This window comes from Streptomyces sp. Root431, assembly GCF_001426585.1.
Classification (GTDB): domain Bacteria; phylum Actinomycetota; class Actinomycetes; order Streptomycetales; family Streptomycetaceae; genus Streptomyces; species Streptomyces stackebrandtii.
The window spans coordinates 531,684-553,307 of sequence record NZ_LMEI01000006.1 but is presented as its reverse complement, the minus strand read 5'-3'; the positions used below and the strand labels follow the sequence as shown (position 1 = coordinate 553,307).

General features: G+C 74.4%; 18 protein-coding genes. 10 read left to right on the top strand and 8 right to left on the bottom strand.

Translation table 11 applies throughout. The features are described from left to right. The first annotated feature begins 41 nt into the window (after positions 1–41). From ASC82_RS06840 to ASC82_RS06830, 3 genes are all read left to right on the top strand, one after another. The gene (locus tag ASC82_RS06840) at positions 42–1,271 is read left to right on the top strand and encodes an FAD-dependent oxidoreductase (RefSeq protein ID WP_107105838.1); all 1,230 of its coding nucleotides are present in this window, start codon (positions 42–44) and stop codon (positions 1,269–1,271) included. 192 nt (positions 1,272–1,463) lie between these two features. Next, positions 1,464–1,940 (top strand): NUDIX domain-containing protein, encoded by a 477-nt coding sequence (locus ASC82_RS06835; protein WP_056642990.1) that lies wholly within the window; start codon positions 1,464–1,466, stop codon positions 1,938–1,940. Positions 1,941–2,003: 63 nt separating this feature from the next. Continuing rightward, positions 2,004–2,249 carry a hypothetical protein gene (locus ASC82_RS06830; RefSeq protein ID WP_056642987.1) on the top strand — a complete coding sequence of 82 codons (246 nt, stop codon included), beginning with the start codon at positions 2,004–2,006 and terminating at the stop codon, positions 2,247–2,249. A gap of 19 nt (positions 2,250–2,268) precedes the next feature. Here the strand turns inward: ASC82_RS06830 and ASC82_RS06825 are convergent, their stop codons facing one another. Together ASC82_RS06825 and ASC82_RS06820 are read right to left on the bottom strand one after the other, a co-directional pair. Next, positions 2,269–3,519: a cytochrome P450 gene (locus tag ASC82_RS06825; RefSeq protein WP_056642983.1), complete on the bottom strand. Its 1,251-nt coding sequence runs from the start codon at positions 3,517–3,519 to the stop codon at positions 2,269–2,271. A 61-nt stretch (positions 3,520–3,580) separates the two neighbouring features. Further along, positions 3,581–5,530: an NAD(P)-binding protein gene (locus ASC82_RS06820; protein WP_056643420.1), complete on the bottom strand. Its 1,950-nt coding sequence runs from the start codon at positions 5,528–5,530 to the stop codon at positions 3,581–3,583. Positions 5,531–5,981: 451 nt separating this feature from the next. Here ASC82_RS06820 and ASC82_RS06815 point away from each other — a divergent pair, with 451 nt between their 5' ends. Continuing rightward, on the top strand, positions 5,982–7,283 hold the full coding sequence (locus ASC82_RS06815) for a serine hydrolase (protein ID WP_056642980.1): 1,302 nt from the start codon (positions 5,982–5,984) through the stop codon (positions 7,281–7,283). Between the two features lie 158 nt (positions 7,284–7,441). Further along, positions 7,442–8,086, top strand: a complete 645-nt coding sequence (locus ASC82_RS06810) for a DUF6058 family natural product biosynthesis protein (RefSeq protein WP_056642977.1) — start codon at positions 7,442–7,444, stop codon at positions 8,084–8,086. Here the strand turns inward: ASC82_RS06810 and ASC82_RS06805 are convergent. Next, entirely contained in the window at positions 8,071–10,461 is a 2,391-nt protein-coding gene (locus ASC82_RS06805) for an excinuclease ABC subunit UvrA (protein ID WP_056642973.1), read from the bottom strand. The two genes, ASC82_RS06810 and ASC82_RS06805, sit on opposite strands and share 16 nt — an antisense overlap. A 157-nt stretch (positions 10,462–10,618) precedes the next feature. Continuing rightward, complete coding sequence (locus tag ASC82_RS06800; protein ID WP_056642971.1) at positions 10,619–10,861, bottom strand: DUF5133 domain-containing protein; 243 nt, start codon at positions 10,859–10,861, stop codon at positions 10,619–10,621. A 140-nt stretch (positions 10,862–11,001) separates the two neighbouring features. Between ASC82_RS06800 and ASC82_RS06795 the strand changes: the two genes are divergently transcribed. Then, entirely contained in the window at positions 11,002–12,039 is a 1,038-nt protein-coding gene (locus tag ASC82_RS06795; RefSeq protein ID WP_056642967.1) for an NAD-dependent epimerase/dehydratase family protein, read from the top strand. 39 nt (positions 12,040–12,078) lie between these two features. Here ASC82_RS06795 and ASC82_RS06790 read toward each other — a convergent pair whose 3' ends face one another. Continuing rightward, entirely contained in the window at positions 12,079–12,939 is an 861-nt protein-coding gene (locus ASC82_RS06790) for a glutathione S-transferase C-terminal domain-containing protein (RefSeq protein WP_056642964.1), read from the bottom strand. A 547-nt stretch (positions 12,940–13,486) separates the two neighbouring features. Here ASC82_RS06790 and ASC82_RS06785 point away from each other — a divergent pair. The 4 genes from ASC82_RS06785 (at position 13,487) to ASC82_RS31445 (ending at position 17,368) form a co-directional block, all read left to right on the top strand. Next, on the top strand, positions 13,487–13,942 hold the full coding sequence (locus ASC82_RS06785) for an Rrf2 family transcriptional regulator (protein ID WP_056642962.1): 456 nt from the start codon (positions 13,487–13,489) through the stop codon (positions 13,940–13,942). Between the two features lie 194 nt (positions 13,943–14,136). Continuing rightward, complete coding sequence (locus ASC82_RS06780) at positions 14,137–15,453, top strand: acyl-CoA dehydrogenase (protein ID WP_056642960.1); 1,317 nt, start codon at positions 14,137–14,139, stop codon at positions 15,451–15,453. 137 nt (positions 15,454–15,590) lie between these two features. Then, positions 15,591–16,463 (top strand): universal stress protein, encoded by an 873-nt coding sequence (locus tag ASC82_RS06775; RefSeq protein ID WP_056642956.1) that lies wholly within the window; start codon positions 15,591–15,593, stop codon positions 16,461–16,463. 236 nt (positions 16,464–16,699) lie between these two features. Continuing rightward, on the top strand, positions 16,700–17,368 hold the full coding sequence (locus ASC82_RS31445; protein ID WP_347336072.1) for a CAP domain-containing protein: 669 nt from the start codon (positions 16,700–16,702) through the stop codon (positions 17,366–17,368). A gap of 18 nt (positions 17,369–17,386) precedes the next feature. Here the strand turns inward: ASC82_RS31445 and ASC82_RS06765 are convergent, their stop codons facing one another. The 3 genes from ASC82_RS06765 to ASC82_RS06755 all read right to left on the bottom strand — a co-directional run bounded on the left by ASC82_RS06765 (position 17,387) and on the right by ASC82_RS06755 (position 21,609). Beyond that, the gene (locus tag ASC82_RS06765) at positions 17,387–18,850 is read right to left on the bottom strand and encodes a sigma-70 family RNA polymerase sigma factor (RefSeq protein WP_056642950.1); all 1,464 of its coding nucleotides are present in this window, start codon (positions 18,848–18,850) and stop codon (positions 17,387–17,389) included. Between the two features lie 110 nt (positions 18,851–18,960). After that, positions 18,961–19,251: a hypothetical protein gene (locus ASC82_RS06760; protein ID WP_056642947.1), complete on the bottom strand. Its 291-nt coding sequence runs from the start codon at positions 19,249–19,251 to the stop codon at positions 18,961–18,963. A 132-nt stretch (positions 19,252–19,383) separates the two neighbouring features. Further along, entirely contained in the window at positions 19,384–21,609 is a 2,226-nt protein-coding gene (locus ASC82_RS06755) for an NADP-dependent isocitrate dehydrogenase (RefSeq protein ID WP_056642944.1), read from the bottom strand. Between the last annotated feature and the right edge of the window lie 15 nt (positions 21,610–21,624).

Sequence of the window (21,624 nt, the reverse complement as noted above, 5' to 3'; positions counted from 1 at the left end):
AAGGGCGGCCGGTGAATGCGGGTCCGGTGCGGGGAGGTCCGGTGAGCCGCGTGGTCGACGTGCTCGTCGTGGGCGCGGGACCCGCCGGGCTCGCCGCCGCCGCGCGGCTCGCCGCGGCGGGTGCGGGGCGCGTCGAGGTCCTGGAGCGGGAGCGCACGGCCGGGGGCGTGCCGCGTCACTGCGGCCATCCCGGCTTCGGCGCGGACCACCGGGGACGGCCCCTCGACGGCCCCGCGTTCGCGCGCCGCGCTGTCCGGGCGGCGCTCCGCGGCGGAGCGGTCGTCCGCACCGGGGTCTCCGCGACCGGCTGGGCAGGACCGCTCACCCTGGACGTCACCGCGCCGACCGGGCTCGAACGGATCCGGGCGCACGCGGTCGTCCTCGCGACGGGCGCGCGCGAACGACCGCGCAGCGCCCGCCTCGTGCCGGGATCACGGCCGGCCGGGGTGCTCACCACGGGCGAACTCCAGCAGACGGTACGGCTGTTCGGGCCGAGTGGGGCACTGCGCGGCCGTGTCGGGCGGCGCGCGGTGGTCGTCGGTGGCGAGCCGGTGACCCGGCACGCCGTACGGACGCTGCGCGCGGCGGGCGTGGAGGTGGCCGCGGTCGTGACCGAACTGCCGCGAGCCGCCACCGGGTTCGGAGCCGTACCGGTCCTGACGCGCACGGTGGTGGCCGAGCTCCTGGGGCGCGGCCGGCTGACCGGGGTCGCGGTCCGGGGACGGGACGGGCGGACGTCCGTCCTGCGCTGCGACACGGTGGTGTTCACCGGGGACTGGATCCCCGACCACGAGCTGGCCCGGGCGCGCGGACTCGCACCGGCGCCGGGGACCCGCGGGCCGGTCACGGACGGCGCCCACCGCACGGTCGAGCCGGGGGTCTTCGCCGTCGGCAACCTCCTGCACGGGGTGGAACCGGCGCCGGTGGCCGCCGCCGAGGGCCGCGCGGTCGCCGCCGCCGTCCTCGACCTGCTCGCCGGGCTGCCCGCGCACGCCACCGGAGTGCCGGTGGTGACGGCAGGGCCCGTGCGGTGGGTGACGCCCGGCCTCCTCGGTCCTGCGGCCGTCCCCCTGCTCGTACGACCGGACCGGCGGCTCGTACGACCGGTCCTGACCGTCGCCCAGGAGGGCGTCCCGCTCCGGCGGGAGCGGCTGCGCGGGGAGCTCGTCCCGTGGCGTTCGGTGCGGCTCGGTCCGGAGTGGACGAGCGGCGTGGACCCTGCGGGCGGACCGGTCGTGATCGGCGCGGAGGAGTGCCCCGAAACCGCGTAGGAACGGCATCGTGAGCGACATCGGCTCCGTTGTTGCTGCTGCTGCTGCGACAGCCGAATCGAACGAAGGCTTTCAGGACGCTTGTACGGCAGGCAATCGAGATCGACGGGTCAACCACTCATGCCTGAACAGGATGTGAGGGGTTGCCCCGGAACCTCCGATTCCAGGATTCGTTCCGTCACACTTGACCGCATGTCGGACAAACGCAGTGCGGGTCTTCTGGTCTTCCGTCACACGACGGGCGGGGGTGTCGAGGTGCTCATCGGCCACATGGGCGGGCCCTTGTGGGCCTCCCGGGAGCAGGAGGCCTGGTCGATCCCCAAGGGGGAGTACGAGCCGGACGAGGCTCCCGAGGCGGCGGCGGGGCGCGAGTTCCTGGAGGAGCTGGGGCTGCCCGCACCCGAGGGCCCGTGGATCGGGCTCGGGGAGGCCCGGCAGCGCAGCGGGAAGACCGTGATCGTCTGGGCGGTGGAGGGGGACCTCGACCCGGCGGCGGTGGTGCCGGGCACCTTCACCATGGAGTGGCCGCCGCGGTCCGGCGCCCACCAGGAGTTCCCGGAGATCGACCGGGTCGGCTGGTTCGCCCCGGAGGCGGCCGCTCCGCTGCTCGTCACCGGGCAGCGGGTCTTCCTGGAACGACTGACGGAGCACCTCGGCACACAGGCCTGAACCCCCATTGTCAGACCCGTGCGAGAGGGTGGTGAGCGCAGAACTGTCGAGAGGGAGCCCGACATGACCACGATGACCGCCCACGAGCGCGCGGCGGCCCAGGCGTACCTGCGGCTGCTCGAATCCACGCAGGCCGTGCTGACCGACCCGCAGCTCGCCCCGTACGCGGGGGTGATGCTGACCCATCCGATGGCCGAGGCCGACGAGGCGCTCCGCGCGGCGGGCCTCTCGGGGAACGAGGACCGGCTGCTGCGCCTCGTCTCCTCGCTGCGGGCCTCCCCCGCGAGCGTATGGGGGAGGACCGGGTAGCGCCGTCGGCGGCGGTCCGTCAGGGGGTCGGGCGGACCGGGAGCGCCCGGACGCTGTTGCCGACGAAGCCCGCGTGGCGGGTCAGCTCGGTCTCCGGGACGGCGAGGTCCAGGTCGGGGAAGCGGGTGAAGAGCGCCTCCAGGGCGATCGCGGCCTCCATGCGGGCGAGCGGGGCGCCCAGACAGTAGTGGGGGCCGTGACCGAGCGAGAGGTGCTTCGCCGCCGTGGTGCGGGTGATGTCGAAACGGTCGGCGTCCGGGCCGTGGGCCTTCGCGTCGCGGCCCGCCGCCGAGTAGCCGGCGAGGACGGGGGTGCCCCGGGGGATGAGGGTGCCGTCGACCGTCAGGTCCCGGGTGGGGTAGCGGAACGGGAAGTAGCTGACCGGGCTGTCCCAGCGCAGGGTCTCCTCCACCACGTCCGCCCACGCGGCCCGGCCTTCGAGGACGAGGGCGAGCTGCTCCCGGTGGCCGCAGAGCGCCCGTACGGCGTTGGTGACGAGGTTCAGCGTGGTCTCGTGCCCCGCGATGATCATCAGGAGCAGGGTGCCGATCAGCTCGGGCTGGCTCAGCCGGTCGCCGCCCTCGTCCCGGGCGGCGATGAGCGCGCTGGTGAGGTCGTCGCCGGGTGCCCGGGCCTTGTCGCCGGCGATGGAGGCGAGCAGCTCGACGAGTTCGCGGTTGGCGGCGACGGCCTGAGCGGGCTCGGTGTCGGTGGCGACGACGAGGCTGGAGAGGCGGTGCAGCCGGTCCTGGTGGGCGGGGTCGACGCCGAGGAGTTCGCAGATGACGCCGAGGGGCAGCGGGAGCGCGTAGTGGCGGCGCAGGTCGGCGACGCCGCCGCCGGTCCGGGCGGCCTCGGCGAGTCCGTCGAGGAGCCCGGCCGTGACGGCCTCGACGCGCGGGCGGAGCTCCTCGACCCGGCGCGCGGTGAAGGCGCTGCTGACCAGGGCGCGCAGGCGGCGGTGGTCGGCGCCGTCCGCGGTGGTCATGCCGGGGACGGTGGCGAAGGTGCGCAGGGGCCAGCCGTCGGGTATCCGGCCCTCGGTGAGGGCGGTGAAGTGCTGGGCGCCCTTGGCGACGTCGGGGTGGGAGAGGAAGTCGCGGAGGGCATCGTGGCCGAGTACCGCCATGCCCTCGATCTCGCCGGGCAGGACCACCGGGGTCACGGCGCCCTCGGCGAGCAGCCGGGCGTTCGCCGCGTGCGGGCAGCCGCCGGCCGGGTCCATGCGGTGCGGCGGCCGGCCGGGGGCGGCGCTGGGCGGGGTGTTCACGGTAGGCACTCCTGACTGCGGAGGCGGGCCGGAGCGGCACGCGGGCGGTCAGATCCTACGGTCAACCCCGCTCCGCCTGTACGGAGTTGTCCGGTGCGGCAGCGGCCGTACCGCGGCCCGTCGCGGCGCCGCGGCCGAGGAGTTCGGCGAGCCCCCTGCGGGTCGCGGCCACGATCACCCGGTCGGCCGGGCCGAGGACCCGGTCCGGGGCGAGGCGCCAGTCCTGGCCGCGGGCCGCGGCCCCGGTGCCGTACGGGACGCCGTACGCGGGGGCGGCCCGGTCGAGGGCGACCACCCGCCAGGCTCCGGGCGTGAAGGCCTCGGCGACCGTGCGGTGCTCCAGGAGCGGGTGGTCCGCGACGTCGACGGCGGCGAAGAGCAGGACCCGGCGCTCGACGGGTACGGCGCCGAGGATCTGGCGGCCCATCATGGCCCCGGCGAAGGCGGGCGCGGCGAGGTGGGAGACGCTGCGGCTGCGGGTGCGCGCCTCGGGGTGGGCGGTGCGCAGGGTGCGGTAGACGGCGGTGGCGAAGTCGTCGTCGTACAGACGGAGCACGACCCGCAGCTCGGGGCTGACGGAGCGGGCGGAGAGCGCCGCCTCCAGGTTGGTGATGTCGACGCTGGTCAGGGCGAGGAGGGCGTGGGCGCGGTGGATGCGGGCGGCCTCCAGGACGCCTTCCTCGGTGACGTCGCCGATGACGGTGGGGACGCGCAGCCGCCGGGCGACGGCGATGCCGCGGGCCTCCGGGTCGGACTCGACGCAGACGACGGGGATGTCCATCCGGCGGAGCCGGGCGAGGACCCGGGTGCCGACCTTGCCGAGGCCGAGGAGGACGACGTGGCCGGAGAGTCCGCGCGGCGGGCGGCGCAGCGTGGTCGCCGTGCGGAAGGTCCCGAGGCCTTCGAGGAGGGCGGCGACGATCACGGGCAGCAGGAGCAGTCCGACGAACCCGGCGAGGATCTGCAGGACCTGACGGCCGGTCGGCTCGCCGACGGCCGGGTCGCCGATGGCGAAGACGTCGAGGAGCGTCAGATAGGCGGCGTGCAGGGGGTGGTCGCCGGTCGTGAAGGTGGAGGCGAGGGCCAGGGCGAGGACGGCGCCGGCCGCTCCGCCGAGGGACCAGCGCAGGCGGCGCGAGAAGAGCGAGGCGACGGGCAGCCCGGAGCCGCCGAAGCGGCCGGACGGGGAGCTCGGGGCGGCCGGGGTGACCGCTTCGAGGGTGATGGCGGCCCGGCCGGTGGCGGCGGCCACCGTTCGGTCGTCCGGCAGCAGCCGCGGGCCCTCGTCGCCGCTGCGCTCGGAGCCCTCGCAGCCCGCCGGGTCGCGGGCCGTGGCGGACAGCAGCGCGAGGGTGCACCGGCCGGGGTCGGGTGCCTCGCCCGCGGGCGGTGTCCGTTCCAGGGCCTGGAGCAGGAGTCCGCCCGCCTGGACGACCTTGGTGGTGCCCGCCACGGCCGCGGCGGCGAGCCCCGGGGCCGCGGTGTCGACGTCGGAGAGGACGGTGGTGGCGGCGTCGAGCTTCTCGGGGTCGAGGCCCGGTTCGGCGACGGCGGCGGCCTGGTCGAGGAGGGTTTCGAGGTGCTGGCCGAGCTTGCGGTTGTAGAGCCGGATGACCAGGCGCAGCCGGGGATTGAGGCGGCGGGCGGTGAGCGCGGCCCGGATGTTGGTCTCGTCGTCCTCGTGGACGAGCGCGAGCGCGGCGGCGCGCTCGACTCCGGCGTCCACCAGGGCCCGGTCGTCGGCCTCCGCGGCCTCGACGACCCGCAGCGTGCCGGTCGGCTCGCCGCCGTCCCTGTCTCCGTCGCCACCGGCTGGCGCGGTGGCGGTGGTGGTGCGGGTGACGGCGGCGGTGACGCGTCCGAAGAGGGCGAGGGCCCTGCCCGTGCGGGCGATGGGAGTGCTCGGGGCGTCGGGCCGTACCGGTACGAGGAGGGTGACCCGCTCCCCGTACACCCCGTGCAGCTCGCCCGCGAGGCGGTGGGCGAGGGCGTCGTCCCCGCAGACGATCATGTGCCCGGCGGGCGCGGTACGGGGCTGCCGCTCGGTCCGGAACGCGGGCGCGCCGAAAGGACCGCCGAAGGACCCGCCGGCCGCGCTTCCCGGGGGCCGCGCGGGACCGGGCACCGGCCGGGTGGCCGCACCGGCGGGGGAAGCCCCGGCGGGCGGGGCCTTGACGGGCGGCGCGGCGGCGGGCGGGGCGGCGACGGGTGGGACGTCGGTGCTGTCCGTCGGAGCGGCGCTGCCGGCCGGCATGGCGCTGCCGGCCGGAACGGCGTTGTTCTGGTTCGGGTGTGAGGGCACGTCACCAGCATGCCCTGTGGAACCGACAGCGGATGCGGGTGGCCGTGCGGTCCCTTCCTCCCCCGGGCGGGCGCACGTCGTGCGGCCGTACGCCGGAACCTCTACGCCGGTCGGCGCACTTCGATCTGCGCGGGGCGCACCTCCTTCCTACGGTGGCTGAATGATCGTCACGTCAGCTGTCCGTCATGCTGCCGCCGGTACCGCGGCGCTGCTGTTCGTGCTGTCCGCTCCGGCGGCCACGGCCTCCCCCGCACCTCCCTTCTCCCCCGGCTCCCTCACCTCCGGCTCCGTCGCCTCCGGTTCCTCCGTGGAGGAGCCGACACCGCCCGCGCCCCGCTTCGTCGACCGGGCGCGTCTCGACCGGCGGGGCACGCAGGTGCAGAAGCTGTCGGGCGCTCCCTCCGTACCGGAGGTCTCCGCGCTCTCCTGGGTGGTGGCGGACGCGTCGTCGGGCGAGGTCCTCGCCGCGCGGAACGCCCACCGGAAGCTGCCGCCGGCCAGCACCCTCAAGGCGCTCTTCGCGCTCACCGCGCTCCCCCACAACGACCCGTCCGAGCAGCACACCGTGGCCGATTCCGAGCTGACCGGGATCGGGGCGGGCAGCAGCCTCGTCGGGATCAAGGAGGGGTACACGTACAAGGTCTCGGACCTGTGGAACGGCGTCTTCCTCAGCTCGGGGAACGACGCCGTGCACGTCCTCGCCGCGATGAACGGCGGCTGGGACGCGATGTCCCGGAAGATGCAGGAGAAGGCCCGCTCCCTGGGCGCCCGCGACACCCACGTGGTCTCCCCCGACGGCTACGACGCGCCCGACCAGGTGTCCTCGGCGTACGACCTCGCGGTCTTCGGGCGGGCCGGGCTCCAGGATCCCGCCTTCGTGCGGTACTGCTCCACTCCGTACGCGGACTTCCCCGCGGGTTCCTGGTCGTACGGCATCGCCAACACCAACCGTCTCCTCACCGGCGCGGACGGGGTGGCCCGCTACCCGGGGCTCCTCGGGATCAAGAACGGCTACACGAGCAACGCGGGCAACACGCTGATCTCCGCCGCGCGCCGGGGCGACCGGACCCTGGTCGTCTCGGTGATGAACCCGCAGGGCGGCGGCGGGCTCGCCGTCTACGAGGAGGCACGGGAACTGCTCGACTGGGGCTTCGAGGCCGCGGGGCGGGTGCAGCCGGTGGGCTCGCTGCTGCCGGGCCCGACGAAGTCCGAGGCCGAGGCGGGCAACCGGGCCGTGGCGGCGAAGCGTGACGGCGGCCGTGGGGACGAGACCGTGTCCGTCGCTGCGGGTGGTGCTCCGCGCGCCGGGGCGGAGGCGGTGGCCGCGCCCCACCGGGACTCCCCGGGCGACGGCGAGCCGTCGGGTCCGTCGGCCGGGTTTCCGCTGACCCTGGTGGGCTCGGCCTGCGCGGCGGCGCTCGCGCTCTGGGGCTGGCGACGCAAGGCGGCCCACCGGGCCTGAGCCTCCCGGAGGGACGAGGACCGCCGGTCGTGCGGCGCCACTGGAGACATCGGACGGTCGTGTCGGCGACGGTTCGGTGGGCGCCGCACGGTCCGGCTCATAGCCTGCGGGAACGCCGCCGGGAGGGACCCGGGCGGCTTTCCCCTGGGAGTGGCGCGATGACGACGGACCGGACGCTGGTGCGGCGGATCTCCGAGCGGTTCCGCGAGGTGAACGGCGACCATCCCATGGCGGCCGCGGACGACGCGTACGTCACCGGCCAGTTCGTCCCGCTGGAGACGCTGTGCGAGGCCGAGGGCCGGGACGCGGACGAGGTCCGCCGGCTGATGCTCGACGGGCTTCTGCCGCTGCCCGGCTATCTCCGCTCGGACGGCGCCCAGATGGTGCCGCGCGATCTGTTCCGGCTCGTCGCGGAGGCGGGCGGGCCGGGGCGGCTGGCCGCCTGGTTCACCGCGCACTGGGAGGACCCGGCCGAGGGCGCGGCGGAGTGGGAGGCGTATCTGAGCGGTCAGTACGTCTGCCTGCACACCGTCACCCCGGCGACGATCCGCAGGAAGAGCGAGCTCACGGCGGGGATCGCCGCCGCTCTCGCCGCGGCCGGGCCCGACCCCTCGCCGGAGTGGCGCACCGCCCTCCACGCGCGCGTGGACGAACTCGACGCCCTCGAACCGGCCTTCACCGAGTACGACCGGCTGCGCTTCGGGGGACCCACCTCCCGGGACACGTGCGTCGACGTGCCCCGGGCCCTTTTCCCGCCGCTCCCCGGCAGCCCTGAGGGGACGTCCGGTCAGGCGCCCACGTAGGCCGCGAGGTGCTCGCCGGTGAGGGTGGCGCGGTCGGCGACGAGCTTCGCGGGCGTGCCCTCGAAGACGATGGTGCCGCCGTCGTGACCGGCGCCGGGGCCGAGGTCGATGATCCAGTCGGCGTGGGCCATGACCGCCTGGTGGTGCTCGACGACGATGACCGACTTGCCGGAGTCGACGAGGCGGTCGAGCAGACCGAGGAGCTGCTCGACGTCGGCGAGGTGCAGGCCGGTGGTCGGCTCGTCGAGGACGTAGATCCCGCCCTTGTCGCCCATGTGCGTGGCCAGCTTGAGCCGCTGGCGCTCGCCGCCGGACAGGGTCGTCAGCGGCTGCCCGAGGCTGAGGTAGCCGAGGCCGACGTCCGCGAGCCGTTCGAGGATCTTGTGCGCGGCCGGCGTGCGGGCCTCGCCGTCGCCGAAGAACTCCTCGGCCTCGGTCACCGACATCGCGAGCACCTCGCTGATGTCCTTGCCGCCGAGGTGGTACTCCAGGACCGAGGCCTGGAAACGCCTGCCCTCGCAGTCCTCGCAGGTGGTGGCGACCCCGGCCATCATGGCGAGGTCGGTGTAGATGACGCCCGCGCCGTTGCAGGTCGGGCAGGCGCCCTCGGAGTTGGCGCTGAACAGCGCCGGCTTGACGCCGTTGGCCTTGGCGAACGCCTTGCGGATCGGTTCGAGCAGCCCCGTGTACGTCGCGGGGTTGCTGCGGCGCGAGCCGCGGATGGCGCCCTGGTCGACGGAGACGACGTCCTCGCCGTGCGGGATCGAGCCGTGCACGAGCGAGCTCTTGCCGGAGCCGGCGACGCCGGTGACGACCGCGAGGACGCCGAGCGGGATGTCGACGTCGACGTCGCGGAGGTTGTGCGTGGACGCCCCGCGGATCTCCAGCGTGCCGGTGGGCGTCCGCACCGTCTCCTTGACGGAGGACCGGTCGTCGAAGTGCCGGCCGGTGATGGTGTCCCCGGCCCGCAGCCCCTCGACGGTGCCCTCGAAGCAGACGGTGCCGCCTCCCGTACCCGCGCCGGGGCCGAGGTCGACGACGTGGTCGGCGATCGCGATCGTCTCCGGCTTGTGCTCCACGACCAGCACCGTGTTGCCCTTGTCGCGCAGGCGGAGCAGCAGGTCGTTCATCCGCTGGATGTCGTGGGGGTGCAGGCCGATGGTCGGCTCGTCGAAGACGTACGTGACGTCGGTCAGCGAGGAGCCGAGGTGGCGGATCATCTTGACGCGCTGCGCCTCGCCGCCGGACAGCGTGCCCGCGGGCCGGTCGAGCGAGAGGTAGCCGAGGCCGATCTCCACGAACGAGTCGAGGGTGTCCCGGAGGGCGGTGAGCAGCGGCGCGACCGACGGTTCGTCGAGTCCGCGGACCCACTCGGCCAGGTCGCTGATCTGCATGGCGCAGGCGTCGGCGATGCTGACCTTCTTGATCTTCGACGCGCGGGCCCCCTCGCTCAGGCGCGTGCCCTCGCAGTCGGGGCACGTGGTGAAGGTGACCGCCCGGTCGACGAAGGCCCGGATGTGCGGCTGCATGCCCTCCTTGTCCTTGGCCAGGAAGGACTTCTGGATCCGGGGGATCAGCCCCTCGTAGGTCATGTTGATGCCCGCGATCTTCATGCGGGTCGGCTCGTGGTGGAGGAAGGCCTCCAGTTCCTTCTTCGTGTACTTGCGGATCGGCTTGGCCGGGTCGACGAGGCCCGACTCGCTGTAGAGGCGGTAGTTCCAGCCGCCCGGGGTGTAGCCGGGGATCGTGAGCGCGCCCTCGTCGAGCGACTTGGTGTCGTCGTAGAGCTGGGTGCGGTCGATGTCGGAGACGGAGCCCCGGCCCTCGCAGCGCGGACACATGCCGCCGGTGCGTTCGAAGGTCGCCCGGACGGCCTTCTTGTTCCCGCGCTCGACGGTGATCGCTCCGCTCGCGCGGACCGACGGGACGTTGAAGGCGTAGGCGCTGGGCGGGCCGATGTGGGGCTTGCCGAGGCGGCTGAAGAGGATGCGCAGCATCGCGTTGGCGTCGGTGGCGGTGCCGACGGTGGAGCGGGGGTCGGCGCCCATCCGCTGCTGGTCGACGATGATCGCGGTCGTCAGGCCTTCGAGGACGTCGACCTCGGGCCGCGCGAGGGTCGGCATGAAGCCCTGGACGAAGGCGCTGTACGTCTCGTTGATCAGCCGCTGGGACTCGGCGGCGATCGTGTCGAACACCAGGGAGCTCTTGCCCGAGCCGGAGACGCCCGTGAAGACCGTGAGCCGGCGCTTCGGGATCTCGATGCTGATGTCCTTGAGGTTGTTCTCGCGCGCGCCGAGCACCCGGATCGTGTCGTGGCTGTCGGCGGCGTGCGGCGCGGCCGCCTGCTTCTTGCCCGTCCTCGGGGTCTGGCTCATCGTTTCTCCTCCGTCGGACGGGCCGAATCGTGACCTTCGTGATTTTCGTGATCATCGCATCGGGTCGGCTCCGGCGTCCGGGAAACCGCGATGTCCACGACGGCCACGCTAACCGGCGCCCGACGGCCGCGCTTCTCGATTCCTGACGGGTCTCCGGTCAGCTCCCCGCCAGGCCTCCCAGGGGCTCCCGGGGTGTGGGCCGCCCTTGGGAGACGTACCGCTCGGCCGCGCGGACCGCCTCGTGCGCGGTCCGTTCTCCCATCAGGACGCAGAGGGTGTACGCCGTGTCCTCGAACCGCCGGCGCACCGACAGGTCGCACGGCCTGGCGAGCACGGACCGCTCCTGGGTGCGGTAGTGCCGGAGCAGCCGGTCGACCGTGTTCGTGTCGGGCAACAGCATCGCGTCCTCCTGATCTTCTCGCTCCCGAGTCGCTCCATTTTCAGGGCGGTCGACCACACTCGCGACCCGCACGGGCACGCTCCGTGACGGAAGGGGTTTCCGGAGTGCGCTTCCCCCGCCCATGGCGGAGGGTCGGAGACATGAACCCGAGCACGCAGCAGCGGGTGGTCGTCACCGGCGCCACCGGCAACGTCGGTACGAGCCTGGTGCGGGCGCTGGCCCGCGAGCCGCAGGTCGGCTCCGTCCTCGGGCTCGCCCGGCGCAGGCCCGGCCTGGAGCTGCCGGGCGTGGAGTGGGCCGAGGTCGACCTCTCCCTGGAGGGGGACGAGCCCCTGCTCGCGGAGTACGTGGCGGACGCGGACGCGGTCGTCCACCTGGCCTGGCGGTTCGGGCCGACGCACGATCCGGTGGAGACCTGGCGGACCAACGTCCTGGGCTCGGTGCGGGTCTTCGACGCGGTCGCGGCGGCGCGGGTTCCGGTGCTGGTCCACGCCTCCTCGGTGGGGGCGTACTCCCCCGGCCCGAAGGGCGGGGCCCCGGTGTCCGAGGCCTGGCCGACGCACGGCTGGCCCGGCGCCGCGTACACCCGGGAGAAGGCGTATCTGGAACGGGTCCTCGACACCTTCGAGCGGGACCATCCGCTGACCCGGGTGGTGCGGATGCGCCCGGCCTTCCTCTTCAAGGAGGAGTCGGCGAGCGGCCAGCGGCGGATCTTCGCGGGCCGGTTCTTCCCCGGCCAGCTGATGCGGCCGGAACTGCTGCCGCTGCTCCCGGAGTTCGAGGGGCTCCGCTTCCAGGTCCTGCACACCGACGACGCCGCGGACGCCTACCGGAGGGCGCTCCTCCGGGACGTCCGCGGCGCGTTCAACCTCGCCGCGGAACCGGTGCTGGACGCCGCGGCCCTCGGCCGGCTGCTGCACGCCCGGCCGGTGAAGGTCCCGGCCGGTGCGGTGCGCGGCGCGCTGTCGGCGGCCTGGCGCCTGCGGCTCGCCCCTGCCTCCCCCGGGCTCTTCGACGCGTTGCTGCAGATGCCCCTGCTCGCCACCGAGCGGGCCCGGCGGGAGCTGGGGTGGGAGCCCTCGTCGACCTCGCTGGAGGCTCTGGAGGCCTTCCTGCGAGGGGTCCGCGCGGGGTCGGGCGACGCTACGGCTCCGCTGGCGGGCCACCGCATCGGCTGACCGCGACGGAGGGCGCGGCGACGGCGGCAGCCGATGCCGTCAGCCCGTGGCGCCGGACCAGTCGACGATCCTGATCCCGGCGCCCGCCGCCTCGTGGCCGCGACAGTGGGCGCGGTGCCTGCGCAGTACCGCGTCGATGTCGAGGTGCCGGGCGAACTCGGGCCGGGCCGCGAGGCGCTGGGCGTACGCCCAGAGCGCGGGGTGTCCGGCGACCCGCTCCATCGCGGCGGCGTCCAGGTGCCAGCGGTGCACGGTGTCGAGCTGGACGAGGGTGACCCAGACCTGGACGTCGGCGGCGGTCGGGCGGTCGCCGAGGACGTACGGGCGGTCGGTGAGCCGCCGCTCCAGGGAGCCGAGCGCCGCGAAGAGGACGGTGAGCGGGTCGTGGTGGGCTGCGTCGCCGTCGAGGCCGAGTTCGCCGGCGCGCTGGGCGGCCCGGTTGATGCTCCGCTCGCACAGGTCGGCGATGGCCTCGATCTCGCCCCGGTGCTCCTCGGGCAGCAGGTCGGGGCCCTCGCCGCGGAAGCGCAGGGCGAGGTCCCGCAGGATGTCGGGCACGTGCGTGCTGACGATCCGCCCGGTCCAGCCGTCGCTCAGGACGGGTGCGGCGGCCGGTCCGCGGTAGAGGTGGGCGCTCGCCTCGTAGAGCGGGCGGAGCGCGGCGTACCCGCCGTCGGGCGTGTCGGGGGTGGCGGGGAGCACGGTGAGCGGCAGCGTCTCGTCGAGGCCCAAGAGGCCGTGGGTGAGGGCGATCCTGAGACAGCCGGGGCCGGAGGGTGCCAGGTGGAGGCGGTAGCGGTGCGGTACGGCGTAGTGGCCGCTGCGCACGTCGCGGCCGATCCGGCCGCGGAAGGCGGGCACGGCGGAGGCGGGCAGGAGCGAGGACGGGACGACGGACATGCTTCTCCCTGGAGGGTGCTCGGTGCTGGGTCGGGGCGGTGCGCGGCGGCGACGGTCGCGGGGAGGCGCGGGTGTCGGCCGCCGTGCAGGGCCCGGAGGCAGCAGAGGAACGGGAAGGAGGAGACGGGCGGACGGCGGCGCGATGCGCGTCCGGCCCCGTAGCCGGGCCCGTGCCCGGACCCGGCCGGTCCCGACCCGGCCGGTGCGCCGGTGCGGCGCCGATCGGGGTGGGGAGGACAGGGGTGGGCAGGGCGGGCGGGCTCAGCGGACGCGGTGGAGGCCCCGGCTCGAGCGTCGACTCGCGGCGCTGCAGACCCGCAGCAGATCGATGTGACGGCGGGACGTGAGGGGCACGGAGCGAAGGCGGGGCACGGCGTGTGCGGTGTCCCGCCGGCCGGTGCGTCCCATGGTTCCCTACCCGTTCACTCGGTTTTTCCCCTTCATGAGTCTCCGACCGGTCACCCCTGGCGTCAAGGGTGCGGACGCGCCGGCTCCCGACACCCCGGGGTGCCCGGATCCGTCCGGGCCGGTACGGAATAATGCGCGCATGCGCATTTCAGCCAGGGCCGACTACGCGGTACGGGCCGCCCTCCAGCTCGCCGCCGCCCACGACGCGGGGCCGCTGAAGGCCGAGGCGATCGCCGAAGTCCAGGGGATCTCGCACAAGTTCCTGGAGGGGATCCTCGGCGACATGCGCAAGGGCGGGCTCGTGCAGAGCCAGCGCGGCGGCAACGGCGGGTACTGGCTGGCGAGGCCGGCCGAGTCGATCTCGGTCGCGGACGTCATCCGCTGCGTGGAGGGGCCGCTGGTCTCCGTACGCGGGGAGCGGCCGCCGGACCTGGCGTACACGGGTCCCGCCGAGTCGCTGCTCCCGCTGTGGATCGCCCTTCGCGCGAGCGTGCGCGAGGTGCTCGGGGTCTCGCTCGCGGAGGTGGCGGCGGCCGAGCTGCCGGCGGGGATCACCGCGCTCGCGGACGACCCGGAGGCCTGGACCAACCCCTGACCGGGCGTGTCCGGAAATCGCCTACCCGGCCGGTTCTCGACGGAGCCAACTCCGCACGACCTGCGCCGACGTGACAAAATCTCACGGACCAAGACGCACGTGTCCACCACTCGGACGCCCCTTGGGGGCGGGCGACTGCCTCTGCCACTATCCCTAGTGTTCCAGTGGGAATACAAGGGATCGGGTGAGGTGACGTGAGTACGCCGAGGAAATCGCTCAGGAGAACCGCGATACGCATCGTCCCGGCACCGGCCGATCGGCCCGCGGACGACGAGATCTGGCCCCGCGTCACCCGCGAGCTCGCCGACGACCTCGCCGTCGACGCGCCCGCCCGGGACCGGGCCGGAAAGGCCCCCTTCGACGAGGTCGCCCGGCTCCAGGAGGCCGGACTGCCCGCCCTCCTCACGGCGCCCGGGGCGAACCGGCGGGGCGCGGACTGGCGGGCCGCGTCCGCCGTCGTACGCGAGATCTCCGCCGCCGACAGCTCGGTCGGCGAACTCCTCGCCCACCACTACGTCCTGTCCTGGAGCAGCCGGTTCTTCGGCCCGGCTCCGCAGGACGCGGCCACCGGCACCGCCCTCGACGTGCGCACCGCCGAGGAGCACTGGCTGCTGGGCGGCGGCGTCGAACCGCCGCGCACCGAGACCGACCCCGGCCTCCGGCTCACGCCCACCACGAACGGCTGGATCCTCGACGGGCGCCGCGCGTTCGCCTCCGGCGTCACCGTGGCCGACCGGCTGGTCGTCGGCGCCCGGCCCGGCGGGACCGGCGACTGGCTCATCGTCCTCGTGGACCCGGCGCATCCCGGCGTGTTCACCGACGCCGGTGCGGACCGGGTCGGGCAGCGGCTCTCCGGCGCGGGCACCGTCACCTTCGACCACGTCCCGGTCCCGGCCGAGCACGTCCTCGGGCTGCTCCCCCACGACGAACACGCCGTCACCCCCTTCGCCACACTCGCCCCGCTCGCCCTGCGGCTGCTCCTCGTCCAGGTCGGGCTCGGCATCGCCGAGGGCGCGCTCGCCGAGGCCCGGGACATCAGCCGCGCCGGGCAGGCGGGACCCGTCCCCGCCTCCTCGCCGGACGGCAGGCCGACCACCGCCGGCGGGCATCCGCTCGGCACGGGCGACGACCCCTATCTCCTCCTCGCCTACGGCGAACTGGCCACGGCGGCGCACGCCGCCTCGGCGGTGGTGGAGCGGGCGACGGACGCCCTGGCCCGCGGGCTGCTCGCCGGAGAGACGCTGGGCCCCGAGGAGCGCGCCGACATCGCCGTCCTGGTCTCCGCCGCCGAGACGGTCACCGGCCGGGCCGCCGTCCGCATCACCACCCGCGTCCTCGAACTCGTCGACGGCGCCGAAGGAGCCGACGCCCAGTCAGGCGGGCCGGGATTCGACCGCTTCTGGCGCAACGCCCGCGCGCTCACCGCGCACACGCAGCCCTCCCACCGGCTGCGCGACATCGGCGACCACTACCTCAACGGCACCCACGCGCGGCTCACCCTGCCGGCCTGACGGCACGGCAGAAGGGACGGACGGTCCGGCAAGTCGGGACGTCCGTCCCTCTCGCCGGACCGCCGATGGGCCCAAGCTGGGGGGAGGAGGGCCCGGCCGCCCGGCGGGCCCGTCACACCACCGACGGAGGCAGCCCGATGAGTCGTGAGATCGTCGCAGGAGTGGACGGTTCCCCGGAGAGCCTCGCCGCGGCCGACTGGGCCGCGCGCGAGGCCCTCCACCGGGGGCTCCCGCTGCGGCTCGCCCACGCGTGGCGCTGGGAACCCCTCGACCTCCCCCTGGTCCAGGACCGGGCCGACCAGGAGCGGGCCGCCGACGAGGTCCTGCGCGAGGCCGAGGCGACGGTCGCGCGGAGCCACCCGGACCTCACCCTGACGGCCGAAGTACTCCCCGACACACCCGTCGCCGCGCTCCTCGACACCGCGTCGCGGGCGGAGATGCTCGTCATCGGCTCGCGCGGCCACGGCGCCGTGGCCGGATTCCTGCTCGGCTCGTACGGGCAGCAGATCATCGCCGCCGCCACCCGTCCCGTGGTGGCCGTCAGGTCCCGCGACGGCGAGCCCGCCGAGCCGCCGGTCGGCGACGTCCTCGTCGGGCAGCTCGGCAGCCCCGAGGACAGTGCCGCGGCGCTCGGCTTCGCCTTCGAGACCGCCGCCGCACGCGGGGCGTCGGTGCGGGCCGTCCGCGCCTGGAACCTGCCGCCCCTCTACGCGTACAGCCCGGCGTCGATGCGGCTCGCCGACGAGGCCGGCGGACTCGTCCCGTACGAGGAGAAGGCACTGCGCGAGGCGCTCGCTCCGTGGCGGGAGCGGTTCCCCGAGGTGCCGGTGACGGAGCACGTCGAACTGGGCAGCGCGGGGCAGGTGCTGCTCTCCGGCTCGGGGGCCGCGCAGCTCCTGGTGGTCGGGCGGCGGGCCCGGCGCGGCGCCGTCGGTCCGCGCATCGGCTCCGTGGCGCACGCGGCGCTCCATCTCGCGCCGTGCCCGGTGGCGGTGATCCCGCAGGGCTGAAAGGCTCTGCCGTGGGTTGACGCGTCGGGTTGACGAGGAGTGTCGGGGCGGCCGGGGGCGGAAAGGGTTACCGCCGTCGCCCCGGTGGCTCTCCCAGCGCCGGACCGTCCGGCGACCTCGGCGAGGCGAGAGAGCGGAGCTCCATGCGGCACCACGACCACCCCGGTCACCCCGAGAACCCTGAACACGTCGAAGACGGCGAACACGTCCGACGCGAGGATCGCGAGGAGCACCTCGTGCGGCTCGGTCGCCCCGTGCGGGCCGGCGGCCGGCACCGGAAGGGCCGCTGGGCGCGGCGGGGCACTCCTCGGCGTCCGGGCTTCCGCGCCGCCGTCACCGCCGCGGGCGCGGCTGCCGCCGTCCTGACGGTGGCCGCCGGGTTGTACGTGGCCTCCCCCGCCCCGGCCGTCGGTTCGCCGACCGCCGCGGCACCCGCCACAGCCGCCGCGCCCGCCATCGCGGCCGGAGTCGACAGCGGTGCCGCTGCGGGTGCCGAGACCGATGCCGCCGGCGCCAAGGTCGCGGAGTACGTCCAACAGGTCGTCGCCCTCGCCAACGCCGAGCGGGAGAAGGCCGGCTGCGGGCCCGTCCGCGCGGAGACCCATCTGCGGACCGCCGCCCAGCGGCACTCCGACGACATGGCCGCGCGCGACTACTACGAGCACGACAGCCCGGAGGGCCGGGACGCGGGCGACCGGATGACCGGCGCCGGGTACACGTGGTCGACGTGGGGGGAGAACATCCACCGCGGGCCGAAGACCCCGGCCCGGGCGATGGAGGACTGGATGGACAGTCCCGGCCACCGCGAGAACATCCTCAACTGCTCCTTCAAGGACATCGGCGTCGGGGTGACCCTCACCGCCAACGGTCCCTGGTGGGTCCAGAACTTCGGCGCCAAGGGCTGACCCCCGGCCGGGCGGCGTTCAGGAGGCGGGCGCCGCCAGCTTCTGCACCCAGATCGTGCCGCCGGGACCGGGCGCCGACGCCACGCCGGTGTCCCGGTACCGGCAGTCCAGCATGTTCTCCTCGTGCATCGACCCGTCGGTCCAGTCGTCGACGACGGATTCCGGGTCCTTCGCCCCCTGGGCCAGGTTCTCGGCCCAGGCGCTCCAGTCGTAGCCGGCGGCGGTGATCCGGGCGTCCGCGAAGTCGCCCTCCGGGCTGCTGTGCGCGTAGTAGCCGCGCGCGACCATGTCGCGCGCGTACGCCCGGGCCGCCGCGACCAGTCGCGGGTCGGTCCGCAGCGGGGCGCAACCCTTCGCCGCCCGCAGCCTGTTGACCTCCGCCGTCACCTGCTCCCCGGGGGTGGGCACGGGGGCGGGCGGCGTCGTGCGGCGGGGTGCCGGGGTACGGGTCGTGCGGGCCGGGGCGGCGACGGTGGCGGCCCGGGTGGGGCGGGGCGCCGGGGTGGTGGCCGGGGTCGCGGGTGCCGGGGGCGCGGCGCGGGGGACGTCGGGTGCCACCCGTACCTCCGCCTGCCGGGGTACGAGCACGGCGAGCGCGCCGAGGACGACGACGGTCGCGGCTCCGACGAGGCCGGCGCGCCGGATCGGCGTCCACCGGCCCACGGGCTCGGCGGCGAGGGTTTCCGCGCCGTGCCGGGCGGCGGCCGCCGCCGCCAGCGGCGGGACCAGGCCGATGCCGACGAGCAGGCCCTCGACGGGGGCGAGACCGCGGCTGCCGGTCGCCTGCCCCGTACAGGCGGCGCAGGTGCGCAGGTGGCGGGCGATCCGCTTGCGCCAGAGGGGCGAGGGGCGGCCGTCCCAGGAGGTGAGCGAGTCGGCGAGTCCGGGGCAGGGGGGTTCGGCGTCGAGGGCGCGGACCACGGCCCGGCCGGTCTCCAGGCGTTCCTTCATGCGCTGGACCCGGACGGCGGCGTGCTGCGGGGAGAGGTCGAGGCCCTCGGCGAGCTCGGCGCGGGTCAGCTCCCCGGCGGCCTCCAGCCACCACAGGGAGAGGAGTTCGCGGTCCTCGTCGTCGAGCCAGCGGGTGGCGCGGGCCACGTCGCGGCGCTGCCCGGAGAGGCGGAGGCGGAGGATGGTGAGCTCGGTGAAGTCGCCGGCCGGGTCGGCGAGGTCGGCGGCCCGGTCGAGGCCGGGCAGGGGCGCCCGCCGCTTCTCGTGCCAGCGTCGCCGTATCCCGTTCATGGCGATGGCGACGATCCAGGAGCGGAAGCGGGCCGGATCGCGGAGGCCGGGGAGGCCGTCGAGGGCGCGGACCATCGTCTCCTGGACGATGTCGTCGGTGTCGGCGTGGCCGTCGAGGGCGCGGCCGACGACGTTGTGGACGAGGGGCAGGTACGCGCGCACCAGCTCGTCCCTGGCCTGTGCATCACCGGCCCTGGCCGCCTCCACCAGGGCGGTGGTGCGGCGCTCGTCGCTGTGCATGGGTCTGCTCCCTCATCCGTGGTCCGAGTCCCCCGTCTTTCGGAGACTCCTGGGAGCGGGAGGGATAACACTTTCTGCTGTCGGTGTCGCGACCGCCGGGGCCGTCGCGACTACGGCACCGCTCCGGGCAGTGACGGGACCGTGGCCCCGTCCCCTCTCCGGACGGCCTCCACGACCGCGTCGTGGAGATCGCGGCTCTCCTCCTCCGTCGAACACGGAACGGGACTGCCCGACATGGTGAACCAGTCGGATGCGCCGCTGTACTGCACGGCCACGCGTGCCTCGCGTTCGGTCCAGGTCGTGTGCACGGTCAGATCGCCCGTGACGACTCCGGCCTCTTCGGTCAGCACCCCACCTCGCCCGGTGTAAACACCGGCGGTCGTCCAAGATGCCCAGCTCATCCATCCAGGTTCACACCCGGACGGCGGATGCGCCACCGACGGGACCGCCCCGGCCGGAATCCTTCCGGCCGGGGCAGTGCCTGTCGGCCGCCGGAGCGGTCCGTGTCGTCCGCCGGGGCGGACGGCGCCGGATCAGGCGAGGGACGCGAGGGCCTCGTTCAGGGTGGCGGACGGGCGCATCACGGCCGCGGCCTTGGCCGGGTCGGGCTGGTAGTAGCCACCGATCTCGGCCGGGGAGCCCTGGACGGCGACGAGCTCGTCGACGATCTTCTGCTCGTTGGCGGCCAGCGTCTCGGCGAGCGGGGCGAAGGCCTTGGCCAGCTCCGCGTCCTCGGTCTGGGCGGCCAGCTCCTGGGCCCAGTAGAGGCCGAGGTAGAAGTGGCTGCCGCGGTTGTCGATGCCGCCGAGGCGACGGGTCGGCGACTTGTCCTCGTTGAGGAAGGTGCCGGTGGCGCGGTCCAGCGTGTCGGCGAGGACCTGGGCGCGGCCGTTGCCCGTGGTCGTCGCGAGGTGCTCGAAGCTGGCGGCCAGGGCGAAGAACTCGCCGAGGCTGTCCCAGCGGAGGTAGTTCTCCTTGACGAGTTGCTGGACGTGCTTCGGGGCGGAGCCGCCGGCGCCGGTCTCGAAGAGGCCGCCGCCCGCCATCAGCGGGACGACCGACAGCATCTTGGCGCTGGTGCCCAGCTCCAGGATGGGGAAGAGGTCGGTCAGGTAGTCGCGGAGGACGTTGCCGGTGACCGAGATGGTGTCCTCGCCGCGGCGGATGCGCTCCAGGGAGAACTTGGTGGCCTCGATCGGGGACAGGATCCTGATGTCCAGGCCCTCGGTGTCGTGCTCCGGCAGGTACTGCTCGACCTTGGCGATCAGCTGCGCGTCGTGGGCGCGGTTCTCGTCCAGCCAGAAGACGGCCGGGGAGCCGGTGGCGCGGGCGCGGGTGACGGCGAGCTTGACCCAGTCCTGGATGGGCAGGTCCTTGGTCTGGCAGGCGCGGAAGAGGTCACCCTCGGCGACCTCCTGCTCCAGGACGACGTTGCCCGCGGAGTCGACGAGGCGGACGGTGCCGGCCTCGGCGATCTCGAAGGTCTTGTCGTGCGAGCCGTACTCCTCGGCCTTCTGCGCCATGAGGCCGACGTTCGGGACGGAGCCCATGGTCGACGGGTCGAAGGCGCCGTGGGCGCGGCAGTCGTCGAGGACGACCTGGTAGACGCCCGAGTAGCTGTGGTCCGGGAGGACCGCGAGGGTGTCGGCCTCCTGGCCGTCCGGGCCCCACATGTGGCCGGAGGTGCGGATCATGGCCGGCATCGAGGCGTCGACGATGACGTCGGACGGCACGTGCAGGTTGGTGATGCCCTTGTCGGAGTCGACCATCGCCAGGGCGGGGCCCGCGGCGAGCTCGGCGTCGAAGGAGGCCTTGATCTCCTCGCCGAGACCGTGCGGGAGGGACTCCAGGCCCTTGAGGACGCCGCCGAGGCCGTCGTTCGGGGTGAGGCCGGCACCGGCGAGGACCTCGCCGTACTTGGCGAAGGTCGCCGGGAAGAAGGCGCGGACGACGTGACCGAAGACGATCGGGTCGGAGACCTTCATCATCGTGGCCTTGAGGTGCACGGAGAAGAGCACGCCCTCGGCCTTGGCGCGGGCGACCTGCTCGCTGAGGAAGGTGCGCAGCGCGGCGGCGCGCATGACGGCGGCGTCGACGACCTCGCCGGCGATGACCTTCAGCGGCTCGCGGAGCTCGGAGACGGTGCCGTCGGCGGCCGTGAACTCGAAGCGGAGGGTGTCGTCCTGCGCGATGACGGCGGACTTCTCCGTCGAGGCGAAGTCGTTGTCGCTCATCGTGGCGACGTTCGTCTTCGACTCGGGGGTCCAGGCGCCCATGCGGTGGGGGTGGGCCTTGGCGTAGTTCTTGACCGAGGCGGGGGCGCGACGGTCGGAGTTGCCCTCGCGCAGGACCGGGTTGACGGCCGAGCCCTTGATCTTGTCGTAGCGGGCGCGGACGTCCTTGTCCTGGTCCGTCTGCGGGTCGTCCGGGTAGTCCGGGAGGGCGTAGCCCTGCGCCTGGAGCTCGGCGATCGCGGCCTTCAGCTGCGGGATGGACGCCGAGACGTTCGGCAGCTTGATGATGTTGGCACCGGGCGTCTTGGCGAGCGCGCCGAGCTCGGCGAGGGCGTCGGCGATGCGCTGGCCCTCTTCCAGGTACTCCGGGAAGACGGCGATGATGCGGCCCGCGAGGGAGATGTCCCGCGTCTCGACCGTGACGCCGGCCTGCGAGGCATACGCCTGGATCACGGGCAGGAACGAGTACGTCGCCAGGGCGGGCGCCTCGTCAGTGTGGGTGTAGATGATGGTCGAGTCAGTCACCAGGGTTCTCCAGCT